The organism is Streptomyces sp. NPDC056169, assembly GCF_042268445.1.
GTDB lineage: Bacteria > Actinomycetota > Actinomycetes > Streptomycetales > Streptomycetaceae > Streptomyces.
In genome coordinates this window covers 92,031-115,867 of the sequence record NZ_JBHJUO010000015.1, presented here as the reverse complement: position 1 = coordinate 115,867, position 23,837 = coordinate 92,031, and the positions used below count along the sequence as shown (strand labels likewise).

Below are 23,837 nucleotides of genomic sequence, written 5' to 3'. Positions count from 1 at the left end.
GAATCGATGGCCCCGGCCCTGCGCGGGCTTCTACCGTCCGCCGCATGCTCGCAATCGAGGCGGACGCGCTGCGCCGCACCTACACCAGCAGGGCCGGGTGGCTGAAGCCCCGGCGGACCGAGACCGAGGCCGTGCGCGGGGTCACCTTCGAGGTGGCCCCGGGGGAGCTGTTCGGCCTGCTCGGCCCCAACGGCGCCGGCAAGACCACCACCATCAAGATGCTCAACACCCTGCTCCTGCCGACCTCCGGCACGGCCCGGGTGTTCGGCCACGACGTGGCCCGCGACCCCGTCGCCGTACGCCGCAGGATCGGGTACGTCTTCGGCGGCGACCGCGGCCTGTACGACCGGCTCTCCGCGCTCGACAACCTCCGCTACTTCGCCGAGCTGTACGGCGTCGAGGCCCGCGACCAGAAGCGGCGCATCGCCGAACTCCTCGACCTGGTCGGCCTCGTGGGCCGGGAGAAGGAGCGCGTCGAGGGCTACTCGCGCGGCATGCGGCAGCGCCTCCACATCGCCCGCGGCCTCCTCCACCGCCCCGACGTGCTCTTCCTCGACGAGCCGTCCATCGGCGTCGACCCCGTCGCCGCCCGCGACCTGCGCCGTACGGTCGCCGACCTGGCCGCGAGCGGCACCACCGTCCTGCTCACCACCCACTACATGGCCGAGGCCGACGAGCTCTGCGGCCGGATCGCCGTGATCGCGGGCGGCCGGATCCGCGCCCTCGGCACGCCCGAGAGCCTCAAGTCCCGTGTCCGGGGGCGGGACGTGCTGGAGATCGAGGCGTACGGGGTGGACGAGGAGCGGCTCGACCGGGTGCGGCGCCTCGACGGGGTGCGGGGCGCGTCGGTCGAGGACCGGGGAGCGCTCCAGATCGTCACCGTGCAGACCGGCCGGGGCTCCGCCGAGCTGCACGGACCGGTGCTGACCGCGCTGGACGGCGTACGGATCGGACGGGTCACGAGCCGCGAACCCTCCCTGGAGGACGCCTACATCGCGATCGTGGAGGAGGCGGCGGCGACGGCGGCGGCGGCCGTCCCGGACCAGTCCGCGGCGCCTGCCGAGGAAGCGTCCGAGGGCGTGTCCGGCGGGGTGACCGGTGACGTGACCGGTGACGTGTCCGAGGGCGTGTCAGAGGAGTTGGCCGTATGAGGCACGTCCTGCGGCTGATCCTCGTCGGCGTGCGCACCCATGTCTCGTACATGTCGCGCTCCCCGATCGAGATCACCTTCGCCGTCCTCGTCCCGCTCGTCTACGCGACCCTCGCCGTCTACCTCTTCCGGGCGGCGGGCGACCCCGACCGGCTGCTCACCGCCTCCGTCGGCGCCGGGCTGATGGGCATCTGGGGCTCGGTGCTCTTCGGTTCGGGCGGCGCCGTGCAGAACCAGCGGTGGCTCGGCACCCTGGAGACCCTGGTCGTGGCGCCGGCCCCGCTCGCGCTCGTCCTGCTCCCGATCACCCTCGCGACCGCCGTCATCGGCACGTACGCGATGGGCGCGACGGTCCTGTGGGGCGTGGTCCTCTTCGGCGTCCCGCTCGACTTCGCGCACCCGCTGCTCTTCCTGCTCGCCGTGCCGGTGTGCGTCCTCGCCCTCGGCATGATGGGGCTCCTCCTCGCCGCCACCTTCGTCCTGCTGCGCAACGCCAACGCCCTGGCCAACCCGCTGGACACCCCCGTCTGGCTGCTGTCCGGGCTCCTCGTGCCCGTCACCGTGCTGCCCGCCTGGACGCACCCGCTGTCCTGGGCGCTGCCCACCACCTGGGGCGCGCGGGCCGTGCACGCGGCGACCTCCGGCGGGGACGTGCTCACGCCGCTGCTCGCCGCCGTCGCGCTCGGGGCCGGATACGCCCTGGCCGCCGTCCTCGTCCTCGGACGGGTGGAGCGCCGGGCACGCGCCGCCGCCACCCTCGCCCTCACCTGAAAGGCCAGACAGAGATGTTCCGTTTCCTCGGCACCGCCCGGCTCGTCGTCGTCGGCGGCGCGATCTCCTACCGGGCCCTCTTCAACTGGACGACCCCGCCGATGTTCATCGGAACTCTGCTGGTGGGGCCGCTTCTCCAGGTTTTCTTCTTCGTCTTCCTCGGCCGGGAACTGGGCGTCGCCGACGACCGTTTCCATCTCGTGGGGAACGCCGTCCTCGCAGCTTCCACCTCCTGCGTGTACGGCGGCACGATGGCCGTCGCCAACGAGCGGCGGTACGGCACTCTCGGCGCCGTCCTGCTCTCGCCGCGGCACCGGGTCCCGCTCTGGACCGGCCGCGCCCTCCCGTACGTCCTCAACGGGCTGTTCGTCAGCGCCTTCGTGCTCACCGCCGCCGCGCTCGTGCTCGGGCTGCCCGTGCCCGCCGGGGCGCTGCCCGGGCTCGCTCTGGTGCTGCTCGTCGCCGCCGGTGCCTGCTCGGCCTTCGGGCTCGCGCTGGGGGCGCTCGGGCTCCGCTTCCGCGACGTGTTCCTGGTGTCCAACGTGGCGAGTTCGGTGCTGCTCCTGCTGACGGGCGCGGCCGTGCCCCGGGGGTCCCTGCCGGAGTGGATGCGGTTCGCCGGGGAGCTGCTGCCGCTCACGCACGCGGCGGACGCGGCGCGGCAGCTGACCGCGGGCGGCGGTCTGGACGGGTCACTGCTCGGGACCGAGCTCGCGGTGGGTGCCGGCTGGGGCCTGCTCGCCGTCGCCCTGCTCGCGGCCTTCGAGCGCGGCAGCCGGCGCCGGGCCACCCTCGACACGATGTGACGGAGGACGTGACGAACGAGAAGGAGGGGAAGTGAGGGGTGGGTCACTACCGGCCATCTTCGTGAAACCGTACGGGACGGTCCGCGTCGTTCACCCGGAATTCGCACCCTCGATGCCCGGAGGTGTCAGCCTCGGCCTCGGGAGACGAACACCGCACGTGGACGGAACGGGGTACGGGCATGGAGAGCGGGCCGGCGATCTTCGCGGGGGCGGCGTTCACGCTGTTCGGGGCCGCGCTGCTGCTGTGGACCACCGTACGGGCGCTGCACCGTGAGCCCGTCGCGTACGGGGTCGCCCCGCGGACGGCCGTGGCGGTCACGAGCCTCTTCGGCACCCTCTTCCTCCTGCTCGGCGTCTGGTGCTTCGGCAGGCTCTGACTCCTTCTCCGGATCCTTCTCCGGACTCTCTCCGGCGCTCCGGTGCGTCCGCCCGCCCCGCCCGACCGGGAGTCCGGGCGGCAGGAATGCCAGGACTCGGGTTACCGTTCGAGTGGCCGTTGCGGGCTTTCGCCGTTTGACACGGGGGCGGGTTGTACCGTCACACTCCGCAGCGACGGGAGCGTCACCGTCCGTGCCGCTGCCGTGCGTGCCAGTGCCGTACGTGCCAGAGAGTGTCGATCCGGAGAGAAGAGCGAAGTTGTCCCCGACCAGCGAGACCGCACACGGCGGCCGCCGACTCGTCATCGTCGAGTCGCCTGCCAAGGCGAAGACGATCAAGGGCTACCTCGGCCCTGGCTATGTCGTCGAGGCGAGCGTCGGGCACATCCGCGACCTCCCCAGCGGCGCCGCCGAGGTGCCGGAGAAGTACACCGGCGAGGTGCGCCGGCTCGGAGTCGACGTCGAGCATGACTTCCAGCCCATCTATGTCGTCAACGCCGACAAGAAGGCGCAGGTCAGGAAGCTCAAGGAGCTGCTCGCCGAGTCCGACGAGCTCTACCTCGCCACCGATGAGGACCGCGAGGGCGAGGCCATCGCGTGGCACCTCCAGGAAGTCCTGAAGCCCAAGGTCCCGGTCCACCGGATGGTCTTCCACGAGATCACCAAGGACGCGATCCGGGAAGCCGTCGCCAACCCGCGCGAGCTCAACCAGCGCATGGTCGACGCCCAGGAGACCCGCCGCATCCTCGACCGGCTGTACGGCTACGAGGTCTCGCCGGTCCTGTGGAAGAAGGTCATGCCGCGGCTGTCCGCCGGCCGCGTGCAGTCCGTCGCCACCCGGCTCGTCGTCGAGCGGGAGCGCGAGCGCATCGCCTTCCGCTCCGCCGAGTACTGGGACCTCACCGGCACCTTCGGCACCGGCCGCACCGGTGACGCCTCCGACCCGTCCTCGCTGGTCGCACGCCTCGCGGCGGTCGACGGCAAGCGCGTCGCGCAGGGCCGTGACTTCGGCGCCGACGGGCGGCTGAAGTCCGACGCCGTGCTCCACCTGGACGAGGAGAAGGCCCGGGCGCTCGCCGCCGCGCTCGCCGACACCGCGTTCGCCGTGCGCTCGGTCGAGTCGAAGCCGTACCGCCGCTCCCCGTACGCCCCCTTCCGCACCACGACCCTCCAGCAGGAGGCGAGCCGCAAGCTGGGCTTCGGTGCGAAGGCGACCATGCAGGTGGCACAGAAGCTGTACGAGAACGGCTTCATCACCTACATGCGTACGGACTCCACGACCCTGTCCGACACCGCCGTCTCGGCGGCCCGGGCGCAGGTCACGCAGTTGTACGGCGCCGACTACCTGCCGGAGAAGCCGCGCGTCTACGCGGGCAAGGTCAAGAACGCGCAGGAGGCGCACGAGGCGATTCGTCCTTCGGGTGATCGTTTCCGCACCCCGGCGGAGACCGGCCTCAGCGGCGACCAGTTCCGGCTCTACGAGCTGATCTGGAAGCGGACCGTCGCCTCCCAGATGAAGGACGCGACCGGCAACTCGGTCACCGTGAAGATCGGCGGCCGGGCCTCCGACGGCCGCGACGCCGAGTTCAGCGCGTCCGGCAAGACGATCACCTTCCACGGCTTCATGAAGGCCTACGTCGAAGGCGCCGACGACCCGAACGCGGAGCTCGACGACCGCGAGCGGCGCCTGCCGCAGGTCGCCCAGGGCGACGCGCTCACCGCCGACGAGATCACGGTGGACGGCCACGCGACGAAGCCGCCGGCCCGCTACACCGAGGCCTCGCTGGTCAAGGAGCTCGAAGAGCGCGAGATCGGCCGCCCGTCGACGTACGCGTCGATCATCGGCACCATCCTCGACCGCGGCTACGTCTTCAAGAAGGGCACGGCCCTCGTGCCGTCCTTCCTGAGCTTCGCCGTCGTCAACCTCCTGGAGACGCACTTCGGGCGGCTCGTCGACTACGACTTCACCGCCCGGATGGAGGACGACCTCGACCGCATCGCGCGGGGCGAGGCCAAGTCCGTGCCGTGGCTGAAGCGCTTCTACTTCGGCGAGGGCGACGGCACGGGCCAGGGCGGCGCCGCGGACGCCGGGAACGGCGACGGCGACCACCTCGGCGGTCTCAAGGAGCTCGTCACCGACCTCGGCGCGATCGACGCGCGCGAGATCTCCTCGTTCCCCGTCGGCAACGGCATCGTGCTCCGCGTCGGCCGCTACGGCCCGTACGTCGAGCGCGGCGAGAAGGACGCGGAGGGCCACCAGCGCGCCGACGTCCCCGAGGACCTCGCGCCCGACGAGCTGACCGTCGAGCACGCCGAGGAGCTGCTCGCCAAGCCGAGCGGCGACTTCGAGCTGGGCACCGACCCGGTCAGCGGCAACCAGATCGTCGCGAAGGACGGCCGCTACGGCCCGTACGTCACGGAGATCCTGCCCGAGGGCACCCCGAAGACCGGCAAGAACGCGGTGAAGCCGCGCACGGCCTCCCTCTTCAAGTCGATGGCGCTCGACACCGTCACCCTGGAGGACGCGCTCCGGCTGATGTCCCTGCCGCGGGTCGTCGGCGCCGACGCCGAGGGCGTCGAGATCACCGCGCAGAACGGCCGCTACGGCCCGTACCTGAAGAAGGGCACGGACTCGCGGTCGCTCACCGACGAGGAGCAGCTCTTCTCGATCACGCTCGACGAGGCCCTCGCGATCTACGCGCAGCCGAAGCAGCGGGGCCGGGCCGCGGCCAAGCCGCCGCTGAAGGAGCTGGGCACCGACCCGGTCAGCGAGAAGCCGGTCGTCGTCAAGGACGGGCGCTTCGGCCCGTACGTGACGGACGGCGAGACCAACGCCACCCTGCGCACCGACGACAGCGTGGAGACGATCACGCCGGAGCGCGGTTACGAGCTCCTCGCGGAGAAGCGGGCCAAGGGACCGGCGAAGAAGGTCGCCAAGAAGGCCCCGGCGAAGAAGGCCCCGGCGAAGAAGACGGCCACGAAGACGGCGGCGAAGAAGACCACCGCCGCCAAGACCACGGCCGCCAAGAAGACCGCCGCGAAGAAGACCACGACGGCGAAGAAGACGACCGCCGCCAAGAAGACGGCGGCGTCGCAGCCGGAGTAGACGCGGAACGTGAGAGAGCGGGAGGGGCGGGGGCCGATGGCCTCCGCCCCTCCGGCGTTTGGCCGGGTCGGGGGCCCTGTCGGCTCTAGTGTTCGCCGTCTCGCGTCGGTCCCGTCACAGGGTCGTCCGGATGTTCGGTCGGAGGCCGCAGGGAGCAAGGACGTCCGGATAGGGTGGACGGATGACGCGAGCAGAGCAGCCAGACCGCCTCGGCGATTCCGACGCCGCACTCGTCGCGGATTCCCAGGAGCGTGCCGTACGGGCCCTCCTGCACCATCAGCCCTTGCGCCGGCTGTGGGGCGCCCAGGTGGCCGGCGGCGTCGGTGACGCCCTCGCCCTCCTCGTCCTCGTGCTCCTGAGCCTCCAGGCGGCCGTCGTCGAGGGCGCTCTCGGGGGCGGATACCGGGGCGCCGCGTTCGCCGTGGCCGCCGTCGTCGGTACGCGCCTGCTGGCCTCGGTCCTCTTCGGGGCCGTCCTCCTCGGGCCGCTCACCGCGCTCACCGGGCCCGACGGCCCGCTCGACCGCCGCTGGACCATGATCGGCGCCGACGGACTGCGCATCGCGCTCCTCGTCATCGCGCCCCTGTGGATCGACTGGCTCCCCGGCAGCGCGCTCTGGTACCTCCTCGGCACCGTCTTCGTCACGGGCGCCGCCGAGCGGCTGTGGACCATCTGCCGCGAGGGCGCCGCGCCCGCGCTGCTCCCCGCCCCGCCGCTGGAGGGCGACGCCGTACGGCCGCTGCCCGACCACCTCGGCGCGCTGCGCCGGCTGTCCCAGCGCACCGGCTTCCTCGTCGTGCCGGCCGCGGCCGGCGTCCTGCTCGTCGCCACGCTCGTCGGCGAACTGCTCGGCACCGGACTCGACTGGTTCTCGCTGCACCAGGCGGCCCTCGGCTCGTACGTGGCCGCCGGACTCTTCGCCGCCTCCGTCACCGGCCTGTACGCGATGGCGCTGCCCGGCGGGAAGACCCCGAGGCCCCGCTCGCCCCTGGAGGGGCTGCGCCGCCCGTCGGCAGAGAAGGGCGGCGCGGAGGGTGCCGCGGCCGCGAAGGGCCGCACCGGCGTCCTGCCCCTGCTGGTCCTGACCTGCGCCACCGTCGCCGGGGCGATCGCCGCGGCCGCGTCCCTCGCCGTCCTCCACGCGTACGACCTGGGCGGCGGCCCCGTCACGTACGCGCTGCTGATCCTCGCGCTGAGCGGCGCCACCGCCGTCGGCATCCGCACCGCCCGCTCGGTCCTGCCCGTCCTGTCCCGGCGCCGGCTGCTCGCGCTCGCGACCGCCGTCACCGGCGTCGCGCTGATCGCCATGGGCCTGGTCCCGGACACGGCGACCGTGCTGTTCCTCGCCGTCCTGGCCGGGTACGCGGCCGGTGTCGCGGCCAACACCGGCCACACCCTCGTCGACCAGGAGACCGAGGAGCCGCGCCGGGCCCGCACCACCGAGCACCTCCAGGCCAACGCCCGCGTCGGCATGGCCGTCGGCGCGCTCGCCGCGCCGCTGCTCGCCGCCGCCATCGGGCAGTACCGGCTCGCCTCGGAGGGCGGCGTCTTCGCGCACGGCGGCGCGGCCCTGACGCTCGCCCTGGTCGGCGCCCTGCTGCTGCCGGTCGCCGCGCTCGTCCTCGCGAAGACCGACGACCGCGCCGGTGTCCCGCTCCGCCGCGACCTGCGCGACGCGCTGCGCGGCTCCGACCCCGCCCAGGCGGCCTCCCCGACCGGCTTCTTCATCGCCCTGGAGGGCGGCGACGGCGCCGGGAAGTCCACGCAGGTCCAGGCGCTCGCCGAGTGGATCCGCGCGAAGGGCCACGAGGTCGTCGTCACCCGCGAGCCCGGTGCCACCCCGATCGGCAAGCGGCTCCGCTCGATCCTCCTCGACGTGTCGTCGGCGGGGCTCTCGAACCGCGCCGAGGCCCTGCTGTACGCGGCCGACCGCGCCGAGCACGTCGACTCCCTGGTCCGGCCCGCCCTGGAGCGGGGCGCGATCGTCCTCTCCGACCGGTACATCGACTCGTCCGTGGCCTACCAGGGCGCCGGCCGCGACCTGTCCCCGACCGAGATCGCCCGCATCTCCCGCTGGGCGACGGACGGGCTCGTCCCGCACCTCACCGTCGTCCTCGACGTCTCCCCGGAGACGGCCCGGGAGCGCTTCACCGAGGCGCCCGACCGGCTGGAGTCCGAGCCGCCGGCGTTCCACGCGCGCGTGCGGGCCGGTTTCCTCGCCCTCGCGGCCGCCGACCCCAGCCGCTACCTCGTCGTCGACGCCGGCCAGGAGCCCGAGGCCGTCACCACCGTCGTACGCCACCGGCTCGACCGGATGCTGCCCCTCTCCGAGGCCGAGGTGAAGGCCGCAGAGGAGGCCCGCCGGAAGGCCGAGGAGGAGGCGCGGCGCCTCGCCGAGGAAGAGGCCGCCCGCAAGGCCGAGGAGGAGCGCCTGGAGCGCGAGCGGCAGGAGCAGCTCGCCAAGCTCCGTGCCGAGGAGGAGGAGCGCAAGCGGCGCGAGGAGGAAGAGGCGCGCCGTCTGGAGGCCGAGCGGCAGGCGGAGGAGGCCCGCCGGAAGGCCGAGGAGGCCCGGGTCGCCGCCGAGCTCGCCGCCGAGGAGGAGCGCAAGCGCCTCGCCGCCGAGGAGAAGGCCCGCCTGGAGGAGCAGGAGCGGCTCCGCAAGGAGGCCGAGGAAGCGGAGCGGCTGCGGGCCGAGGCGGAGGAGCGCCGCCTGGAGAAGCAGCGCAAGGCCGAGGAGGCCCTGCTCCGGGCCGAGGAGGCCCGCCGGATGGCCGAGGCCGCCGCCGCCGCGAAGGCGGCGGAGGAAGCCGCGCTGAAGGCGGCCGCGGAGAAGGTCGCCGCGGAGGCGGCCGCGAAGGCCGCCACGGAGAAGGCCGCTGCCGAACGGGCCGCCGCGGAGAAGGCCGCCGCCCAGCGTGCGGCGGCGGCGGAGGCGGCCGCGGCGAAGGCCGCCGAGGAGAAGCGGGCCGCGGCGGAGCGGCGTGCGGTGGCCGAGCAGCGTGCGGCGGCCGAGCGGGCCGCCCGGGCCACCGAGGTGTCCGCGAACGAGGTCACCGTGCCGACGCCGGTCGTGAAGCCGGACGCCAGGGCGGATGCCGGCTCGACGGACGCCAAGCCGGTCGCCGGGACCGAGGCGCCCACGGTGGCGCCCGACGAGGTCACCGTGGCCACGCCGATCGTGAAGCTGCCGGAGGCCGAGACGGCCGTCCTGCCGCAGATCCGGGACCCGCGCGCCGTCGACGAGACCGCCGTCCTGCCTCCCGTACGGGATCCCCGGACGGCCGACCCCGCCGACCGGGTGCCGCAGGGCATCTTCCGTGACGAGCGGCAGCAGCCCCGGCCGGCCCCGGAGGCGCACGGCGCGAACGACCGGACCCGTGAGCTGCCCCAGCTCGACGAGAACGGGCAGCCGCGCCGCCGCTCGGACTGGGCCGAGGAGACCCCGCTCGACGATCTGCCGACCCTCGCGGACGAGCTGTTCGGCCCGCACGACGACGACGAGAACGACCGCCGCCGTCGCCGCTGAGCGTCGAGGGTCCGGGTCGAGGGTGTAGCCAGCTCCACCCTCGACCCGGAAGCCAGCTCCATACCGCCGTGACCTGCGGTTTTCTACCGTTGTCGGCATGATGACGACAGCAGCGACGGAGAGCGGTGCCGCACTCGCCCTGGAAGGGGTGAGTCGGACGTACGGACCGGCCAAGCGGTCCCGTGGGGCCGACGGGTCCCGTGGATCCCACGGCGGCGTGCCCGCGCTCGACGGCGTGCACCTCGTCGTGCCGCGCGGGCGGTTCGTGGCGGTGATGGGCCGGTCGGGTTCCGGGAAGTCCACGCTGCTGCGCTGCGCGGCGGGCCTCGAACGGCCCACGGCGGGCACGGTACGCATCGGGGGCACCGACCTCGCCACGCTGAAGGCGGCCGGGCTCACCCGGCTGCGGCGCGACCGCGTCGGGTTCGTCTTCCAGTCGCTGAACCTCGTGTCCGCCCTGAACGTGCGGGAGAACGTCACCCTGCCGCTGCTGCTCGCCGGCGCCCGCGCGGGCCGGGAGCTCGACGAGCGGGCCCTGGCCGGTCTCGCGGCCGTCGGCCTCGCCGACCGGGCCGAGGACGTGCCGGAGAACCTCTCCGGCGGCCAGCGGCAGCGGGTGGCGATCGCCCGGGCCCTCGTCAACGAACCCGAGGTCGTCTTCGCCGACGAGCCGACCGCCGCCCTCGACCCGGTCACGGCCGCCGGGGTCCTCGCCCTGCTGCGGCGCGCGGTGGACGAGCGCGGCCGGACCGTCGTCCTCGTCACGCACGACCCGGTGGCGGCGGCGTGGACGGACGAGGCGGTGTTCCTGGAGCGCGGCCGGCTGGTCGGCCGCCTCGACCGGCCGGACGAGGCCGGGGTCCGCGCGGCCCTCGGCGCGCCGGCCGGCCGGCACCTGGCGGTGGCACGGTGAAGCGGGTCGGAAGCGGGGCCGGGAACCCGGTCGGGAACCCGGCGGTGCGGTTGCTCGCCGCCCGGTCGCTGCGGACGCACCGCAAGGCGTGGGCGGCCGTGTTCGCGGCCGTCGCCGTCACCTCGGCGCTGCTCGGCGCCCTGGCCCTCGCCGTCGGGTCGGTCGGACTCGGGCACGCGCGCGTGGAGCGGTACGCGGCGGCGCCCGTCGTCGTGGCGGGCGACCAGGAGATCAGCTGGACGACCGATCCGTGGGGGAGCGAGCCGACGACCGTCTCGACGGGCCTGACCGAGCGGGTACGGATCCCGAGCGCGGCCGTCGACGTCCTGCGCGAGGTCCCGGGCGTCCGGGCCGCGGTGCCGGACGACACCTTCGTCGTACGGGAGCCGGGGACGGGTGCCGGCAAGGGATCCGAGACGTACACCGGGCGGTCCTGGGAGGCCGCCGCGCTCGCGCCGTACACGCTGCTCGACGGGCGGGAGCCCCGTAAGGCCGGAGAGGTCGTGGTCGGGGCGGGAGTCGGGGCGGAAATCGGGGCGGGCATCGGGGCGGGAGTGGGGGCGGACATCGGCGACGGAACCCGTTCCGGTGCCGGGGTCCGGGTCGGGGAGACCGTGGCCGGGCGAACGGTCGTCGGGGTGGCCGACGGCCCGGCCGCGCTCTACGTCACGGCGCAGGAGGCGCGGCGGCTCGCCGGGCATCCGGGCGTGGTCGACGCCGTCGGGGTCCTCGCCGAGTCCGGCGTCCCCGTGGACACCCTCCACGCGCGCGTGCGGGCCGCTCTGGACCGTGCCGAGCTCAAGGACACCGCGTCGGGGCAGCCCCTCCGGGCGCTCACCGGCGACGGCAGGGGCGGCGCCGAGCACCTCGCCGCACCGCCCGCGCGCGCCGAACTGCTCGCACTCCTCGCCGCCGTCTCCGGAACCGTCCTCCTCATCGCCGTCCTCGTCCTGTCCTCGCTCGTCGCGCAGGCGCTCGGCCAGCGCGGCGCCGAGCGGGACCTGCTGCTCGCGGTCGGCGCGACACCCCGTCAGCTGCGGGCCGCCGCCGGACGGGAAGTGACCCGGGTGGCGGGTGCGGCGGCGGTGCTCGGCGCGCTCGCGGCCGTACCGACGTTCCTGGCCGCGTGGTCGACGCTGCGGGCCCGAACCGGAGTCGTACCGGAGGGGCTGGTCCTGCCCACGCCGCCCTGGCTGTTCGCCGGCTCGCTCGTCGTCGCCGCCGTCGTGGTGGGACTCGCCCGGTTCGTCGTCCTCTTCTCGACCCGCCGGGCGGACCGTCAGGGGACGGGGGCCGTGCGCCGTGTCAGCGGGCTCGTCCTGCTCGTCCTCGGCGCGGCCGCCGCCGTGACGGCCACCACGCAGGGCGGCGAGGCGGCCGGCGCCGCGGCGGGCGCGGCCACGGTGACGCTCGTTACCGGGTGCGCGCTGCTCGGGCCGTGGATCGCGCGGGGCGCGATGCGGATCCTGGACGGGCCGTTCCGCCGGCTCGGCGGGGCGCCCGGGCGGCTCACGGCGGCCGGGGCGGCAGCGCACTCGCGGCGGCTGGGGGCGGCCCTCACCCCGGTCGTCCTCGTCACCGCCTTCGCGCTGGTGCAGCTCACCGCCGGCTCGACGATGGGCCGTGAGGCCGAGGCGCAGGCGAGGTCCGCGACCACCGCCGACCTCGCGGTCACGGGGACGACGGCGGAGCAGGTGCGGAAGCTGCCGGGCGTGACCGCGGCGACGGACGTGCTGCGCTCGACGGTCGTCCTCGCCCGTACGGAGGCCGGTTCGCCGCGCATCGACCGGCTCCCGGTCCTCGGCGTGGACGCCGACGGTCTGGAGGGCACGCTCGACCCGGGCGTGGTCGCGGGCGATCTGGCCGGACTCGCGGGGCGCGGGACGGTCGCGGTCGGCGCGGACACGGCCGACGCGCTGGACGTGCGGCCCGGTTCGACGGTGGCCCTGCGGCTTGGCGACGGCACGGAGAAGCGGCTGCGGGTGGTGGCGGTGTACACGCGCTCGCTCGCCCTCGGCGCGTTCCTGCTGCCGAAGGCCGAACTGGCGCCGCACATGACCGACCCGTACCCCGCGCGCGTGCTGGCGGCGACGGAGGACAGGCAGGCGGCCGCCGCCTCCACCGCCGTCGTACCGGAGCAGGTGGCGACGCCCGGGGCCGAGCTGAACGGGATCGTCTCGGCGGCGGTCGTCACCGCGATCGGCGCGCTCACCGTCCTCGCCGTCCTGAGCACCCTCGCCCTGATCGGCGCCGGGCGGCGCGGCGAGCTCGCGCTGCTGCGCCAGGTGGGCGCATCGGCCGGTCAGGTGCGCCGGATGCTCGGCCTGGAGGCCGGGTTCCTGACGGCCACGGGGCTGCTCCTCGGGGTGGCGGTGGCCGCGCTGCCGCTGACCGCCTTCGCCTGGGCCCTGACGGGCGGCCTGCCGTACCTGCCGCCCACGCAGGCCGCGCTGATCGCGGGGACGGTGGTCGTCACGGTCGTGGCGGGCGTGTTCCTGCCGGTCTCGGGGCGGCGGTCGGGGGCCTGAGCACCCTCGGGGGCCTCAGACCTTGAGGTACGCGAGCACGGCGAGGACCCGGCGGTGGCCGCCGCTGTCACTCGGCGGCAGGCCGAGCTTCGCGAAGACGTTGCCGATGTGCTTGTGCACGGCCCGCTCGGTCACCACCATCGAGCGGGCGATCGTGCTGTTGTCGTGCCCCTGGGCCATCAGTTCGAGGACCTCGCGCTCGCGCGGCGTGAGGGAGTCCAGCGGGTCGTCGCGGCGGCGGGCGAGCAGCTCGGCGACGACCTCCGGGTCCAGCGCCGTACCGCCGGCCGCGACCCGCTCCAGGGCGTCCAGGAACTCGTCGACCCGCCCGACCCGGTCCTTCAGGAGGTAGCCGACGCCGCGGGCGCCGCCGCCGAGGAGCTCGGCCGCGTACGTCTCCTCCACGTACTGGGAGAGGACGAGCACGGGCAGCCCGGGCAGCTGCTCGCGGGCCGCGAGCGCCGCCCGCAGCCCCTCGTCGCGGAAGCCGGGCGGCAGCCGTACGTCGAGGACGGCGACGTCCGGGCGGTGCTCCAGGAGCAGCGGCAGGATCTCGGGGCCGGTGGCCGCGACCCCGGCGACCTCGTGGCCGGAGGAGGACAGCAGCAGCACCAGGCCCTCTCTGAGGAGGGCGTTGTCCTCGGCGATCACCACACGCACGGAAGCTCCACTTCGATCACGGTCGGGCCCCCTTGGGGGCTGGTCAGTCGTACGGTGCCGTCGAGTGCGGCGACCCGGCGGCGCATGCCCGTCAGGCCGGAGCCGCCGCGCTCGCCGGCCTCCGCCCCGCCGTGGCCCTCGTCCTTGACGAGGACGCGCAGGCCGGCGGGCCGGCGGGCGAGGGCGACGGAGGCGCGGGCGGCGCCGCTGTGCTTGGCGGCGTTGGTGAGGGCCTCGGCGACGACGAAGTACGCGGCGGCCTCGACGGCGGCGGGGGCACGGGGGCCGTCGGCGGCGTCGGGGACCGCGTCTCCGGCGAGGCCCGTCACCGACACCGCCACCTCCAGCCCGCTGCTCGCGGCGAGCGCCCGGACCGCGCCGGTCAGGCCGCGGTCGGTGAGGATCGGCGGGTGGATGCCGCGCACGACGTGCCGCAGCTCGGCCAGGGCCTCCTCGGCCTGCTCCTGCGCGTCGTCGAGGAGTCTGCGCGCGGCCGCGGGATCGGAGTCGTACGCCCGCCTGGCCAGGCCGATCCGCATGGAGAGCGCGACCAGCCGGGCCTGCGCGCCGTCGTGCAGGTCGCGTTCGATCCGGCGCAGCTCGGCGCCGTGCGCGGCGACCGCGCCGGCCCGGGTGGCGGTCAGCTGCTCGATACGGGCGGCGAGCGCGGCGTCCCGGGCGGCGGACGGGGCGGGGGTGAGCAGCGCGCGCGACCAGTCGGCCTCCAGAGCGGCGAGCCGGCCGATCAGCGGAAGCACCAGGGGGCGGTGCCCCGCGAGCCCCGCCCAGACGCCGTCGACCACCACCGCGCACACCCACACGATGAGCGAGGCGCACCACAGCAGCACGCCGTAGACGGCGTGCGCGGCGGCCCAGATCAGATCCCCGTGCGTGCCGGGGTCGGTGACGGCGGTCCGCACGCGCGCGGGGAGGGGCCCTTCGAGCGGCAGGTACGCCTCCGGGACGGGCGTACCGGTCCTGGCGGCGGTACGGCTCCGCTCCCGGCCCGCGAGCAGGCGCAGCAGCAGGACGGTCTCGGGGAGGACTCCGGCGCCGATGACGGTGAGGGTGAGGACGGCGGTGAAGAGGACGACGGCGGCCATCAGCTGACAGAGGACCGCGAGCGCGGCCCCGGTGAGGAGATGGAGCCAGGCCCGGGCCGCTTCCTTGATCGCCTCGCGCATTCCGCAAGGGTAGGCGGCGCTGATGACGAGGACGGTGGTGCAGGCTCCACCATCGGTCCGGGGGCGGGCTCCGCTGTGCGGGGACGGGGACGCGACGAAGATCGAATCACCACCCGCCACGACGTGAAATCCCCCCGGCCTTCCGGACCCCCGAACCCCCGCACCCCCATGCCCACACCCACACCTCTGGAGATTCTTATGCGATTCCTGCTCTGGCTGCTGCTCACGGCGGGCGTCCTCGTCAACCTCTACGTCAACACCTTCTCCGGCTGGACCGGCGCCGCGCACGTCGCGGCGAGCATCTGCTCGGGGGTGTTCGTGCTCGGCTCGGCGGTCGGCCTGTGGCTGACCCGTGCCCGGGCCCGCGGCGCGGTCTGACGGCCGGTCGGCAGGGGTTGTCAGAGCGCTGCCCCACAATGGGGGGCGTACCTGAGGAGGGGCAGACATGGCCGTATGGGACGACCTGGTCGGACAGGCGAAGGTCGAGGAGCAGCTGGCCGCCGCCGCGCGCGACGCCGACGCGCTCGTGACCGCCCATGCCGCCGGAGAGCCCGCCCCCGAGGCGTCGAAGATGACCCACGCCTGGCTGTTCACCGGCCCGCCGGGGTCCGGGCGGGCGACCGCGGCGCGGGCGTTCGCCGCCGCGCTGCAGTGCGTGAGCCCCGACCGGGCGATGGGCGGGGTCCCGGGCTGCGGATTCTGCGACGGCTGCCACACGACCCTCGTCGGCACCCACGCGGACGTGGAGATCGTCCGTACGGACCTGCTGTCCATCGGTGTGAAGGAGACCCGCGCGCTCGTCCGGCGCGCCCAGCTCTCCCCGGCGGGCGGCCGCTGGCAGGTCATCGTCCTGGAGGACGCCGACCGGCTCACCGAGGGCGCGGGGAACGTGCTGCTGAAGGCCGTCGAGGAGCCCGCGCCGCGCACGGTCTGGCTGCTCTGCGCGCCGTCCCTCGAGGACGTGCTGCCGACGATCCGTTCCCGCTGCCGGCATCTGACCCTGCGGACGCCGCCGGTGGAGGCGGTGGCCGACGTGCTCGTGCGGCGCGACGGCATCGAGCCGGAGGCGGCGTACGCCGCGGCCCGCGCGACCCAGGGGCACATCGACCGGGCGCGGCGGCTGGCCACGGACGAGCGGGCCCGGGCGCGCAGGGCCGTCGTCCTCAAGCTGCCGCTGCGGGTCGCGGACATCGGCGGCTGCCTCAAGGCCGCCCAGGAGCTGGTCGACGCGGCGGCGGAGGACGCGAAGCAGGTCGCGGAAGAGGTCGACGTCAAGGAGACCGAGGACATGAAGGCGGCGCTCGGCGCCGCACAGGGCGGCCGGATGCCCCGTGGCACGGCCGGCGTGATGAAGGAGCTGGAGGAGCGGCAGAAGCGCCGCAGGACGCGCACCCAGCGCGACAGCCTGGACCTCGCGCTCACCGATCTGACCGGCTTCTACCGCGACGTGCTGGCGCTCCAGCTCCGCTCGCGCTCGGCCATCGCCAACGTGGACGTGCGGGACGCGCTGGAGCGGATCGCCGGGGACACCACCCCGGAGCGGACCCTGCGCCGCATCGAGGCGATCCTGGCCTGCCGGGACGCCCTCGACCGGAACGTGGCACCGCTGCTGGCGGTGGAGGCGATGACGATGGCGCTCCGCGACTAGGCCGTGTCCGGCGGATCATGGCCGGGGTCGCGAGCGCGACCGGGGGCCTGTCCACAGGCGTCCCACGCGATTGGACACGGTCCGTACTCGTCCGGATACGCTCCGGGAATGGACTCCAGGCGTTTGCTCCGTACGTCCGCTACGGCCCTCGCGGCCGCCGGACTGATCCTCTCCGGCTGCACGGGCGGAAGCGACGCCGCCGCGTCCCGTACGACGACATCGGCCGCCGCCCGGGCCTCCGCCTCGGCCGGGAGCGAGGCGCTGAAGAAGTACTACGGGCAGAAGCCGACGTGGCGCGACTGCGGTGTGCCGGGCTTCCAGTGCGCGACGCTGCTGGCCCCGCTCGACTACGCGAAGCCGGACGGCGGCGACGTCGAGCTGGCGGTCTCGCGGGTCCGGGCCACCGGCCCGGGGAAGCGGCTCGGTTCGCTCCTGGTCAACCCGGGCGGGCCCGGCGGCTCGGCCGTCGGATACCTCCAGGGGTACGCGGGCATCGGCTACCCCGCCCCCGTCCGCGCCCGCTACGACATGGTGGCCGTCGACCCGCGCGGGGTCGCCCGCAGCGAGCCGGTCGAGTGCCTGACGGGCCCGCGGATGGACGCGTACACGCAGGTGGACCAGACGCCCGACGACGCGGCGGAGACCAACGCGCTGAGCGCGGCGTTCAAGGAGTTCTCGGCGGGCTGCGAGAAGCGCTCGGGGAAGGTCCTGGCGCACGTCTCCACGGTCGAGACGGCGCGTGACATGGACATCCTGCGGGCGGTGCTCGGCGACGAGAAGCTCTCGTACGTGGGGGCCTCGTACGGCACGTTCCTCGGCGCCACGTACGCCGAGCTCTTCCCCGACCGGGTCGGCCGCCTGGTCCTCGACGGGGCCATGGACCCGTCCCTGTCGGCGCTCGACCTCAACCGAGACCAGACCGCCGGCTTCGAGACCGCCTTCCGGGCCTTCGCCGCCGACTGCATCCGCACGGCGGACTGCCCGCTCGGCACGGAGTCGGTCGCGGCGGCCGGCGAGGCGCTGCGGGCGTTCTTCCGCGACGTGGACGCGAAGCCGGTGCCGACGGGCGAGAGCCGCGAGCTCGGCGAGTCCCTCGCGACGACGGGCGTGATCGCGGCGATGTACGACGAGGGGGCCTGGCCGCAGCTGCGGGAGGCCCTCACCCGGGCGATCGGCGGCGAGGGCTCGGGCCTGCTGGCCCTGGCCGACAGCTACTACGAGCGGGAGGCGGACGGCACGTACGCCAACCTGATGGACGCCAACGCCGCCGTGAACTGCCTCGACCTGCCGGCCGCCTACGCCGGGCCCGCCGACGCGGAGAAGGCGGTCCCGTCCTTCGAGAAGGCGTCCCCGGTCTTCGGCGAGGGCCTCGCCTGGGCGGCCCTCAACTGTACCTACTGGCCCACGCGGCCCACCGGCACCCCGCACCGCATCGCCGCCGAAGGAGCCGCCCCGATCCTCGTCGTCGGCACCACCCGCGACCCGGCCACCCCCTACAAGTGGGCCGAGGCCCTGGCCGGCCAGCTCTCCTCCGGCACCCTCCTGACCTACGAGGGCGACGGCCACACGGCGTACGGCCGGAGCAGCGACTGCATCGACGCGGCCATCAACGCCTACCTCCTGGAAGGCACTCCTCCACAGGACGGAAAGCGCTGCTCACAGGCGTGATCCAGGGGTGGTCGGAGCACCCCGGGAAACTGTGTAGACTTGGCGGCGCTGCTGCACCCAACATGGGTCTGCACGGCAAGCCGCCTTAGCTCAGCTGGCCAGAGCAACGCACTCGTAATGCGTAGGTCTCGGGTTCGAATCCCGAAGGCGGCTCGGAATTACCCCAGGACTCACTCGCCGTGACCTGGGGTTTTTTCATGCCCGGGTGCGGCTGCGGCCCCCGGGTCGGGTTCCTGGTGTGGGGAGTCTTCGCCCTGCCCGCCCGACTGCGCCCATGAACGGCCGCCCGGTCAGCACGCTGTGTCAGTGAGGCTGGTGGTGCGAATGCTCCGAGCAGCTCTGCTGGGGCCGTTGTGAAGCCTGAGGGATCTGAATATAAACATTCCCCACACGATTGAGTGGCCCGGGTTGGGAAGGCATTCCGCGTTCTTCTCGGGGAGCCATCCTTGAGCGTAGATAGTCGGTGAACATGGGATGTGGATGATGCCGGATGTCTTCGATCAGATCGAATGGAATGTGCGGGAAATTTTTGGGGAGGATCCGATTTGCGTACATGTTGGAAATGTGAAGGAGTGTGACATCAAGCGGCATTATGCTTATTCGAAGTTCCGTGCCGAGGCGATCGCGTCCGGTGTCCGATCGGCTCCGAGTTCTCGCCTGTGGGAGTCTTTGATTGCCATGGGGAGGCTGTGTGACCTGAAGGGTGGAGACACGTGGAGACTGGTCATCCTCGACTGCATTGTTCCCTGTTTCCGTTCGCTGTCTTCGAGAATCTCCCGTGATTTTCAAGTCGAGCGTGATGAGATCCGCTCGGGCATGGTGGAAGCCGCCTTGGAGGTCTGGGCGGACACTGTCATGGGGGTTCCGCCGTGCAGCGTCAGGGATCGAATGGTGAAAGCGGCCTTCGAATCGGCCTTCCGGCGCGGGAACGCCTCCTCGCCGGAAACCTTGACGGGTGACGCCGAAGTGATCTTCTCGTCAGAAGTGGCTGACCAGGACTCTGCGTTGAGGGCGGCGTCGATCATCGACGTCAATGGCATCCGTGACGCGGCTGTCGCAGAACAGATCAGAGGTGAGCGTTTCGGGGCGCTGCTTCAAGGGCTGGATTGCTTCGATAGCGTGCGGGGTTTTCATGACGAACTTCGCAACGGTCGCCGTTCGGGGTCGATCAGTCAGGCTGTGAAAACCTCGGGGCTGCCTCGATCCGGCATTTCTAACCCGAACCTCTACTATTACGCCTCGGACCTCTACCCTTCGTTCATTGGCCTCCGTGAAGCCGCAGGAGTGATAGGGATCGCCGAATCCGCAGCCCATCGACTCATCAGGGCAGGGCAGTTCCCCTTCCCTGTGGCGAGGGTGGGTCGGAGTTACAGGGTCTCCGTCAGGGCCCTCATGCACTTCAAGGATATTCCGGACACCATCGTTCATGTCGACGATATTGAGAACGGCGCCTTCCATGCGAACGGCGGCGTGCGGTAGGTCGCTTAGTGACCCGTGGTGACGAATTGGAGATACCAGCGCAGGTCGAAAGCGCGGAAACGCTCCGTGCTCGCGGCGGCTGCCGAGTGGGCCGAGGTGCTTACGTCGGCGCTCCGGTATCCGACGTGCCGCGGAAGCCGGGACAGTACGCTGAGTCCAGCGGGATCGGGCCCGCTCGCATGGTGTCCGGGAGGTGCGTCATGACTGCCGAGATGGCAGCCCCTGCGTGGATGCACGAGCAGATCACCGCAGAGCAGTACGACTCCTGGTCCGAGGAGCAGTGTGCGGGGATCGAGATCGTGGACGGGATGGTCGTCGTGAGTCCCAGCGCGTCCAAGCGCCACAATAGGCTGGCTCGGATCATGGCGAATGCCCTTGAGGCCGCTGCGGGGCCGGACTGGAACGCCGATACCGACTTCGATGTCCGGCTTCAGGACGTCCCGCTCACCAACCGTCGTCCCGACGTCGTGGTGTACCGCGCGGACACGATCGACATCACGCCCACCCGTCCCGAGCACGTGCTGCTGGTCGTGGAGGTTGTCTCGCCGGGGTCGGAGACCACCGATCGGATTGTGAAGACGGACCAGTACGCCAAGTCCGGCATCGCCTTCTACTGGCGGGTCGAGCAGGCCGTGACAGGCGTCCCCCTGGTGTACACCTATGTTCTCGACCCCGCGACCAGGGCCTACCGGGACGGGGACGTGTTCACCGGTGTCGTCAAGGTTTCGGCTCCCTTCCCGGTAGAGGTCGACCTCGGCCAGATCTGAGGTCGTGCCGGCCATCCGCAGGGCGGGCGCGTTGTCGCATACCAGGGAAGCTCAGGCGCGGTCACACCCCAGGACTCACTCGCCGTGACCTGGGGTTTTTTCATGCCCGGGTGCGGCTGCGGCCCCCGGGTCGGGGAGTGGACCCCTTGCTTGGCCCATTGGTCTAGTCCAAACTGATCGATTGACGAAGCCTCTGCAGAGTCGGCCACGCACGCCCGCAACGCCGCCCCGGTCATGATCGACAGGTCGCGGTCATCGGATGAGGGGGATGCCATGTCAGAGAGGACGGCGGCCACGGGGCTTCCCCGGGGAGGTCCGGCAGGCGAGGCGGGGCCGTTCGGCGCACGGCTCCAGTCGTTCCGCAGACGGGCCGGACTGAGTCAGGAAGTGGCCGCGGCGCGGGCCGGGATCAGTACCAGGGCGCTGCGCGACATCGAGCGCGGCCGGGTCCGGCGGCCCCAGTCGCGCACCCTCCAGCGGCTGGCCGAGGCGCTCGGGCTGACCGTCGGCGAGATGACGGACCTGCTGACCGCCGCCCGCACCGGGCCGCCGCGCGACGCCGTCCGGCCGCGCCTGCTGATCCTCGGCCCGCTCTCCCTCCAGCGCGGCCAGACCCCCGTCCCCGTCACCAGCCCCATGCTGCGCCGCCTGCTCGGACTCCTCGCGCTCAAGCACCCCGAGCCCTCCACCCAGCAGGAGATCACCGACACCCTCTGGCCGTCCGGGCCGCCCAGCTCCCACCAGAGCCTCGTCCACACCTACGTCAGCCAGGTCCGCCGCCTCCTCGAACAGGGCGCGCTGCGGACCGTCCCGCCGCCGACCGTCGTCCGGACGCCCACCGGCTACCTCCTTGAGGCCGCCCGGAACCAGATCGACCTCGGCCACTTCGACGAACTCCTCACCCGGGCGAAGCGCCTGCTCCGCTCCCGCGACCCCGCGGCCGCGTACGAGTCGCTGACGCAGGCCCTGCAGTGGTGGCGCGGACCCGTGCTCGCCGACGCGGACCCGGTGCTGCGCCAGCACCCCGCCGCCGTCGTCGCCAACGAGCGGCGGGTCACGGCCGTGCTCCTGCACGCGGATACGGCGCTGCTCCTCGGCCGGCCCGAGGAGACCGTCCCGGTGCTCTGGGACATGGTGAACGCCGAGCCCCTGCACGAGGGTCTGCACGCCCGGCTCATCCTCACCCTCGCCAGCTGCGGCGAACAGGCCGCCGCCCTCAACGTGTTCAACCGGCTCCGCGACCGGCTCGACGAGGAACTGGGCATCGCGCCCAGCGCGGAGGTCCGCGACGCACAGCTGCGCGTGCTGCGCCAGCAACTGCCCCACGCGCTCCGCCGCCCCGACCGCCCCGCGCCGCCGCCCGACCGCACGCCCCCCGCCGGCCCCCTCCCGGCCCAACTGCCCGCCCGGGCCGGCTCGTACGTCGGACGGCGGCGGCAGATGCGGGAGCTGGACGCCCTCGTCTCGCCCGACCCGGCCAGACGCACGCACATGGTGGCGGTCGTCGGCGCGCCCGGCGTCGGCAAGACGGCCCTCGCCAAGCACTGGGCGCACGCGCGGCGCGAACACTTCGAGGACGGGCAGCTCTTCGTCGACCTGCGCGGCCACTCCCCGCTCCCGACCATGCGCCCCGGCGACGTCCTGGCGCAGTTCCTCCGCGCCCTGGGCGCCCCGCCCGACCAGCTGCCCGCCGACGAGGACGAGGCCGCCGCGCTGTACCGCACGCTGCTCGCCGACAAGCAGATGCTGATCGTCCTGGACAACGCGCGCGACGCCGAGCAGGTCAGACCGCTCATCCCCGGCGCCCAGGGCTGCGCGGTGGTCATCACCAGCCGCAGCCGGCTCGCCGGTCTCGTCGCCAGCGACGGCGCCCGCCAGCTCGTCCTCGACGTCCTCGATCCCGACGAGGCCCGGCAGCTCCTCGGCAGCACCATCGGCGAGAGCCGGGTCGCGGCCGAGGAGGAAGCGGCCCGCAGGCTCGTACGGGTCTGCGGCGGCCTGCCGCTGGCCATCCGGATCGCCGGCGCCAACCTCCTCGCCCGCGACGCCGGCATCGCCGACTACTGCGCCGAGTTAGCCGGCGACGACATGCTCAGCCGGCTGCGCATCGAAGGGGACCGGCGCTCCACGGTGCGGGCCGCCTTCGACCTCTCGTACCGCGAACTCCCCGCCGCGGCCCAGCGGATGTTCCGCCTCCTCAGCCTGATACCCGGCCCCGACGTCACCGTCGCCGGCGCCGCGGCGCTCACGGACGCCACCCCGGCCGCGGCGGCCGGACTGCTCGTCAGCCTGACCAACGCCCATCTCGTACGGGAACGGGCCCCCGGCCGGTTCGGGCTGCACGACCTGCTGCGCTCCTACGGCCGCGAGCTGGTCAGCCGGGACGAGGCGCACGCCGCCCGGCAGCGGCTCTTCGACTGGTACCTCCACCACACGGACGCGGCCGCCCGGCTGCTGTACCCGGCGGAGGCGGCGGAGTCGGTCATGGAGCCGTCCGCCGCCACGGCGCCCGCGGGCGCGCTCGTCTTCGCGGACCGGGGGCAGGCCTCGGAGTGGCTGGACAGCGAGCGGGAGAACCTGGCCGGCGCCGTCCTCCAGGCCTCCGGCGTCGGCTTCACCGCCATCGCCTGGCGGCTGGCGGAGAGCCTGCACGACTATCTGTCGGTGGGGATGTACACGGGCGACTGCCTCAAGGTCGCGACCGCCAGCCTGTTCGCCGCCGTCGCCGACGGCGAGCTGCGGGCCCAGGCCGCCGCCCAGTTGCGGCGCGCCGAATGCCACTGGGTCCTGGCCAACAACGCGCAGGCCATGGAGCTGTTCTGCAGTGCGCTGGAGCTCGCGCGGCAGGCCGACTGGCCCGAGGGGCAGGCGCTCGCTCTGCGCCGCATCGGCGCCGCCCACCAGAGCGACGGCGCGGTGCGGCCGGCCTGCGACCACCTCTCCCGGGCCCGTGAACTCACCCGCTGCGGCACCGGGGCGGAGACGGACGGGGGCCCGCTCGGCTGACCGCCCGGCTCCGGTCGGTGTGCTGAACGTCGGTCGGTCGGTCCGGTGCGGTCCGGTCCGGTGCGGGGTCGGTGCGGGTTCGGTCCTGGTGCGGCTCGGTTCGGTCCTGGTGTGGCTCGGTCCGGGCCGGTCCGGTCCCCGTCCGGTCCGGTCCCCGTCCGGTCCGGTCCCCGTCCGGTCCGGTCCCCGTCCGGTCCCGGTCAGGTCCCCGTCCCGTCCCCGTCCGCTTCCGGCGGCAGGACCAGGAC

At 73.6% G+C, this 23,837-nt stretch carries 16 protein-coding genes and 1 tRNA gene; 15 read left to right on the top strand and 2 right to left on the bottom strand.

Annotated elements, in window-relative coordinates:
- Positions 1 to 44 precede the first annotated feature (44 nt).
- From ACFC0G_RS25345 to ACFC0G_RS25310, 8 genes are all read left to right on the top strand, one after another.
- Positions 45 to 1,151, top strand: coding sequence for an ATP-binding cassette domain-containing protein (locus tag ACFC0G_RS25345; RefSeq protein ID WP_376406975.1), 1,107 nt, complete (start codon positions 45 to 47; stop codon positions 1,149 to 1,151).
- On the top strand, positions 1,148 to 1,921 hold the full coding sequence (locus tag ACFC0G_RS25340; RefSeq protein WP_376406973.1) for an ABC transporter permease: 774 nt from the start codon (positions 1,148 to 1,150) through the stop codon (positions 1,919 to 1,921). The genes ACFC0G_RS25345 and ACFC0G_RS25340 overlap by 4 nt, the downstream gene beginning before the upstream one ends.
- Positions 1,922 to 1,935: 14 nt before the next feature.
- On the top strand, positions 1,936 to 2,727 hold the full coding sequence (locus ACFC0G_RS25335; RefSeq protein WP_376406971.1) for an ABC transporter permease: 792 nt from the start codon (positions 1,936 to 1,938) through the stop codon (positions 2,725 to 2,727).
- 179 nt (positions 2,728 to 2,906) lie between these two features.
- The gene (locus ACFC0G_RS25330; protein WP_376406969.1) at positions 2,907 to 3,104 is read left to right on the top strand and encodes a hypothetical protein; all 198 of its coding nucleotides are present in this window, start codon (positions 2,907 to 2,909) and stop codon (positions 3,102 to 3,104) included.
- Positions 3,105 to 3,363: 259 nt separating this feature from the next.
- Positions 3,364 to 6,210 carry a type I DNA topoisomerase gene (gene topA, locus ACFC0G_RS25325; protein WP_376406967.1) on the top strand — a complete coding sequence of 949 codons (2,847 nt, stop codon included), beginning with the start codon at positions 3,364 to 3,366 and terminating at the stop codon, positions 6,208 to 6,210.
- A 181-nt stretch (positions 6,211 to 6,391) separates the two neighbouring features.
- A complete protein-coding gene (gene tmk / locus ACFC0G_RS25320) occupies positions 6,392 to 9,736 on the top strand; it encodes a dTMP kinase (RefSeq protein WP_376406964.1) in 3,345 nt (1,114 codons plus the stop codon).
- Positions 9,737 to 9,833: 97 nt separating this feature from the next.
- Entirely contained in the window at positions 9,834 to 10,649 is an 816-nt protein-coding gene (locus tag ACFC0G_RS25315; RefSeq protein ID WP_376406962.1) for an ABC transporter ATP-binding protein, read from the top strand.
- Complete coding sequence (locus ACFC0G_RS25310) at positions 10,646 to 13,177, top strand: FtsX-like permease family protein (protein ID WP_376406960.1); 2,532 nt, start codon at positions 10,646 to 10,648, stop codon at positions 13,175 to 13,177. The genes ACFC0G_RS25315 and ACFC0G_RS25310 overlap by 4 nt, the downstream gene beginning before the upstream one ends.
- A 15-nt stretch (positions 13,178 to 13,192) precedes the next feature.
- Here ACFC0G_RS25310 and ACFC0G_RS25305 read toward each other — a convergent pair whose 3' ends face one another.
- Positions 13,193 to 13,837 carry a LuxR C-terminal-related transcriptional regulator gene (locus ACFC0G_RS25305; protein ID WP_376406958.1) on the bottom strand — a complete coding sequence of 215 codons (645 nt, stop codon included), beginning with the start codon at positions 13,835 to 13,837 and terminating at the stop codon, positions 13,193 to 13,195.
- Positions 13,825 to 15,021, bottom strand: coding sequence for a histidine kinase (locus ACFC0G_RS25300; protein ID WP_376406956.1), 1,197 nt, complete (start codon positions 15,019 to 15,021; stop codon positions 13,825 to 13,827). Before ACFC0G_RS25300 ends, ACFC0G_RS25305 begins: the two co-directional genes overlap by 13 nt.
- A gap of 198 nt (positions 15,022 to 15,219) precedes the next feature.
- Between ACFC0G_RS25300 and ACFC0G_RS25295 the strand changes: the two genes are divergently transcribed.
- From ACFC0G_RS25295 to ACFC0G_RS25265, 7 genes are all read left to right on the top strand, one after another.
- Positions 15,220 to 15,399, top strand: coding sequence for a hypothetical protein (locus ACFC0G_RS25295; protein WP_376406954.1), 180 nt, complete (start codon positions 15,220 to 15,222; stop codon positions 15,397 to 15,399).
- A gap of 67 nt (positions 15,400 to 15,466) precedes the next feature.
- Positions 15,467 to 16,669 (top strand): DNA polymerase III subunit delta', encoded by a 1,203-nt coding sequence (locus ACFC0G_RS25290; protein WP_376406952.1) that lies wholly within the window; start codon positions 15,467 to 15,469, stop codon positions 16,667 to 16,669.
- A 108-nt stretch (positions 16,670 to 16,777) separates the two neighbouring features.
- Positions 16,778 to 18,337, top strand: coding sequence for an alpha/beta hydrolase (locus ACFC0G_RS25285; protein WP_376406950.1), 1,560 nt, complete (start codon positions 16,778 to 16,780; stop codon positions 18,335 to 18,337).
- Positions 18,338 to 18,416: 79 nt separating this feature from the next.
- A tRNA-Thr gene (locus tag ACFC0G_RS25280) sits at positions 18,417 to 18,490 on the top strand.
- 327 nt (positions 18,491 to 18,817) lie between these two features.
- On the top strand, positions 18,818 to 19,816 hold the full coding sequence (locus ACFC0G_RS25275) for a helix-turn-helix transcriptional regulator (RefSeq protein ID WP_376406949.1): 999 nt from the start codon (positions 18,818 to 18,820) through the stop codon (positions 19,814 to 19,816).
- A 200-nt stretch (positions 19,817 to 20,016) separates the two neighbouring features.
- The gene (locus ACFC0G_RS25270; protein ID WP_376406947.1) at positions 20,017 to 20,583 is read left to right on the top strand and encodes a Uma2 family endonuclease; all 567 of its coding nucleotides are present in this window, start codon (positions 20,017 to 20,019) and stop codon (positions 20,581 to 20,583) included.
- Between the two features lie 273 nt (positions 20,584 to 20,856).
- A complete protein-coding gene (locus tag ACFC0G_RS25265; RefSeq protein ID WP_376406945.1) occupies positions 20,857 to 23,589 on the top strand; it encodes a BTAD domain-containing putative transcriptional regulator in 2,733 nt (910 codons plus the stop codon).
- The last annotated feature ends 248 nt before the right edge of the window (positions 23,590 to 23,837 follow it).